The organism is Cryobacterium sp. MLB-32, from assembly GCF_000738085.1.
Lineage (GTDB): Bacteria > Actinomycetota > Actinomycetes > Actinomycetales > Microbacteriaceae > Cryobacterium.
This window is the reverse complement of record NZ_JPRS01000216.1, coordinates 1-3,989: the sequence shown is the minus strand read 5'-3', so window position 1 is coordinate 3,989 and position 3,989 is coordinate 1. Positions and strand designations below refer to the sequence as shown.

The 3,989-nt window shown below is 62.8% G+C and carries 4 protein-coding genes; 2 read left to right on the top strand and 2 right to left on the bottom strand.

Translation table 11 applies throughout. From position 1 onward, the window contains the following. Positions 1-502 precede the first annotated feature (502 nt). A complete protein-coding gene (locus JF66_RS16380) occupies positions 503-1,381 on the bottom strand; it encodes a LysR family transcriptional regulator (RefSeq protein ID WP_035879699.1) in 879 nt (292 codons plus the stop codon). Between the two features lie 95 nt (positions 1,382-1,476). Between JF66_RS16380 and JF66_RS16375 the strand changes: the two genes are divergently transcribed. Together JF66_RS16375 and JF66_RS16370 are read left to right on the top strand one after the other, a co-directional pair. Beyond that, the gene (locus JF66_RS16375; RefSeq protein WP_081882456.1) at positions 1,477-2,481 is read left to right on the top strand and encodes a DMT family transporter; all 1,005 of its coding nucleotides are present in this window, start codon (positions 1,477-1,479) and stop codon (positions 2,479-2,481) included. Between the two features lie 186 nt (positions 2,482-2,667). Then, positions 2,668-3,138 carry a GNAT family N-acetyltransferase gene (locus JF66_RS16370; protein ID WP_035879697.1) on the top strand — a complete coding sequence of 157 codons (471 nt, stop codon included), beginning with the start codon at positions 2,668-2,670 and terminating at the stop codon, positions 3,136-3,138. Between the two features lie 72 nt (positions 3,139-3,210). On the opposite strand, the gene JF66_RS16365 is transcribed toward JF66_RS16370, so the two are convergent. After that, positions 3,211-3,750, bottom strand: coding sequence for a putative immunity protein (locus JF66_RS16365; RefSeq protein WP_035879695.1), 540 nt, complete (start codon positions 3,748-3,750; stop codon positions 3,211-3,213). Positions 3,751-3,989 lie beyond the last annotated feature (239 nt).

Below are 3,989 nucleotides of genomic sequence, written 5' to 3'. Positions count from 1 at the left end.
GGCGACAGAGGCGTCATTGTCACCACGGATGGTAGCCACAACGTCTTGCACTGGGTTGAAAGTGCTCACAAAGCTTGCTAGCACTACCAAGACGACGAGAACGACCGACGCGAAATGGGAAATGGGAAACTATAAGCTCCCTGGTCTTGCTCACGACGTCGCCGCCAGACCAGCATGAATGACGAGTTTTCTGATGCTGGCGGTAGGCGCACTACGTTTATCCACATTCAAAGGTATGCACAATCAGGTCTTCGCCCAACTCTGACGGGGTGAGCATCGACTGGCGGCAGCCCAATGTGCCCGAAGAATCGGCACCCACAGCTCACAAGGTGATGAGATATTCACCGGGCAAGGCCGCACGGATCGATCGGGAGCACCGTCCCGTAAGCCGGACGACCTACGCGACAGATCTAGGTCCAGTCAGCGCATCTGCCCAACACGCTGAAGCCGTGTCAGAGGGGAACCTGATACGGGACACGGGCCTTTGCGGACGCTGTGGAGCTCACCCTGGCCTCGTGGCAGCCTCCGCAACATCCCGCATGCGTTCGACGCTGGGGTGCCACGGGCGGCCTGGCGGGCCGGTGAAGACAAGGGTGCGCTCGAGGTGTTGGTCTAATTCGACCATGACCAGGTTGTCGGTGAGCATGGTGCGGGCGAGGGCGGGCATGATCGCCACTCCCAGGCCGGCCTCGATCATGCCGAGCAGTGTGGTGGTCTCGTGCACCCTTTGTGCTGGGACGTAGGGAAATCCGGCCATGGCGTGCATCGTGATGATTTGAGGCTCACAGCCACTGGTTGAGGCCAACATCGGGTCATCGGTGAGATCGCAGAGGCCGATACGTGTCTCGCCAGCGAGCGGGTGGTCGGCGCGGAGAACTGCACGGAAGTCGTCACGGGCCAGGACGACGGCTCCGTGGGGGATCGGATCGGGGTCGGTGAGCACGGCGGCATCCACTGCCCCCGTGTCGAGCCAGGTCTGGAGTTCTTCGTCACTGCCTTCGAACAGGCGCACGTCGAGCCCGGGCATTTCCGCACGCCAGCGGCTGAGGAGTTCGGGGACGAGGCGATGAGACGCCGTCACGCCAGCCGCGAGGCGAACAGTGCCGATCATGGCGCCATGGCGGTGGAGGTCGACGGTTGCTTCGAGGGCCCGCACGCTCGCAAGGACGCAGCGGGCGTGCGCGAGAACCGCGTCGCCCAGCAGTGTCGTTGCGATTGCCTGCCCCCGAACAACGAGCGGTGCGCCGGTCGATTGTTCCAACGCCGCGAGGGAGTGCGAGACGGCGGACTGGCTCATCCGCAAGGAATCGGCCGCAGCCCCGAAACCCCCTTCGTCCACCACGGCGACTAAGACGTCCAGCTGCCGCAAGGTCACCACCATGGATCAATTTCGCACATGCCGGGATGCGTGAGATTCATTTGATTCATGCATGGAGCCTAGCCGAGACTGACGGGGACGAACGGAGCAGCATAGGCATGAGCACGAACACAGGATCGGCATCGCTGAATGGACGGGGTCTGGCCCTCGGAGCGCAATACCTAGGCGCGGCCGCAGTGTGGGGAGCGAGCTTCCTCTTCATCAAGGTCGCCGTAGAGGGACTCTCCCCAGCGCAACTCGTGCTCGGGCGGCTCTTCTTCGGAGCGCTCGTCCTCGCCGGCATCATGCTGGCCACCCGGCGGCGCTGGCCCCGCGGCCTGCGAGTCTGGAGCCACCTCACGGCCATCGGCGCAATCATGTGCGTGGCCCCATTCCTGCTGTTCTCGTGGGCGGCGCAATACCTGCCCTCGGGTCTCTCCAGCATTTACAACGCGACCACTCCGATTGCCACGATGCTCGTCGCGCTGGCCATCCTCCCCGATGAACGACTCACCAGGATCAAGACCGCGGGCCTGTTTGTGGCTGCGGGCGGAGTCCTGCTCGTCGCGGCCCCCTGGACTGCCGTCGCCGATACGTCCGGCGACATGTTCTTCTGTGCTCAGCTGGCCTGCCTGGGTGGAACCACGTGTTACGGCCTCGGCTTCTCCTACACTCGCCGGTTTCTGCGCGGCTACGCGTATGACGCCATTACTGTCTCCGCGGCGCAGATCGGCGCAGGAGCCGTCCTCATCCTGCTCCTCACACCATTTATCGGCCTGACCCCGGTCACAATCACTCCCGAGATCGGCGTAAGCGTGATCGTTCTCGGTGGCATCGGAACCGGAATCGCCTATGTCTGGTACACCAACGTCATCAACGCTTGGGGTGCCACCAACGCCTCCACGGTCACCTACCTCACCCCGATAGGTGGCGTGATCCTGGGCGTCTTGATTCTAGGAGAAACGATTCTCTGGAATCAAATCGTCGGCGGAATCATCGTCGTCGTTGCGATCCTAGTCAGCCAAGGCCGACTCCGGCCGCCTCGCGATCCCCGAGCAAGAAAGCTCAAGACGATACAAACAGAAAACGCCTCAAGTCCGACTTCGCCACCAGCGCACCGGTGAATTCGCCGACGCCACTGATCCGAGTCCAAGTGCGACGTCGTGCCCGCAAGCCGGACCTCTGGCGCGACAGATCTAGGGCCAAACCATCCGGCGGCCGAGTGCGCCGGCGCTGTGTCGCAGGGGAACTTCTAGCGCATTCGTAAGGCGTCCGTGCGACCCGACGGCTCGGCCTGGGAGAATTGAGAGATGACCGTAACCCTTAAGCGAATCCTCACCAGTGACTTCCCAACGTGGATTGACCAAAGCTGTGCCGAGTACGTCGGTGACTTACTTGCCCAAGGCCGATCACACGAGGAAGCTCGACGTATAGCGGCCGAGAGCATGGCTCGCTCGTTCCCGGATGGCACTCAAAGCCCTGGCAATGAGGTCTTTCACGTGATGAACGAGGCCGAGGAGGCAGTGGGGTATCTGTGGATCGGGCAGGATGTCACCACCGATGCGGGAGCGTGGTGGGTCTGGGACGTTTTCATCAACGCTGACCATCGTGGCCAGGGACATGGAAGAAAGACGATGCTCCTCGGCGAGCAATATGCACGCTCACACGGCGCGCACTCTCTCGGCCTCAGCGTCTTCGGATTCAACACCGGCGCCAGGGGACTTTACGATTCCCTCGGCTACGAGACCACTTCGGTGAAGATGCTCAAGAAGCTCGACTGAACCTTCTCGTCGCTCGCGCTGGCGGGCGTCACCGTAGTGCACAGCCGAGGCGGAGACCCGCAAGCGGAACGCTCAGCGGGGCGTACGTAGGGAGCTGTCCAGTGCCTGCATGAGGTGTGCAACGCGGCTCTTCCCCACTGGCGCGAGGGGGTATCGACTCAGCACATCTATCAATGTGGGCGTGGCGCGTCGGCGGGCCCGCTCCATCAGCGCCTCTCCCTCGGCCGGATCCCCGCTGGCGGTCAACTCGGCAGCCCGAGCTGCATTCGCCGCAGCGCGCAAGATGTGGCCAACTTGCGTGGCTTTGGCCAGAGGGTGCAAATATGCGGCGGCGGCAGCATCGCCTGCAGACCGGGCAGCAAACTCTGCGGCTGCGCCGGCCACCTCCTTCGCCGCGCGATGCGCATCCAGAGCCCTCACTCGTTGCACGTTCGTTCGTGCGGCGCCATGCACAAACGCCCAGGCCGCCTCGATAGCCAGGCGAGGCCGCAAATCCTCCGGATTGTTCTCCTCAAACACAGAAAGTACTTCCTCAGCGCTCTCCGCGGCGTATCGGGTTACAACTCGCAACTCATCCATACTCAGCTCGAAATCACCTTTGTCAGCCTGCATTCTTCCATTCTCGCTCGCGGTCGTCTGAGAGGGGGGACCCTCAGCGGGATGCGGTTGGTATCAGGCTGCTATCGTTGCGCGGATTCTGGACGTACAGTAGCGGCATGAGGAAGACTCCGGTTCAGGGCTCCGAGAATACGCGATCTAGCGCGGAGAGATTGGTCGCGGCGGATGATGCGCGCCGCCGTAGCACGGTCCTCGCCCGGGCGGCCCTGGTCGTTGGCATCGTCCTCATTGCA

Bases quoted from the DNA above. Each gene is read 5' to 3' on its own strand.
- JF66_RS16370 (WP_035879697.1), top strand. From the start codon at position 2,668: ATGACCGTAACCCTTAAGCGAATCCTCACCAGTGACTTCCCAACGTGG.
- JF66_RS16375 (WP_081882456.1), top strand. From the start codon at position 1,477: ATGAGCACGAACACAGGATCGGCATCGCTGAATGGACGGGGTCTGGCC.
- JF66_RS16365 (WP_035879695.1), bottom strand. From the start codon at position 3,750: ATGCAGGCTGACAAAGGTGATTTCGAGCTGAGTATGGATGAGTTGCGA.
- JF66_RS16380 (WP_035879699.1), bottom strand. From the start codon at position 1,381: ATGGTGGTGACCTTGCGGCAGCTGGACGTCTTAGTCGCCGTGGTGGAC.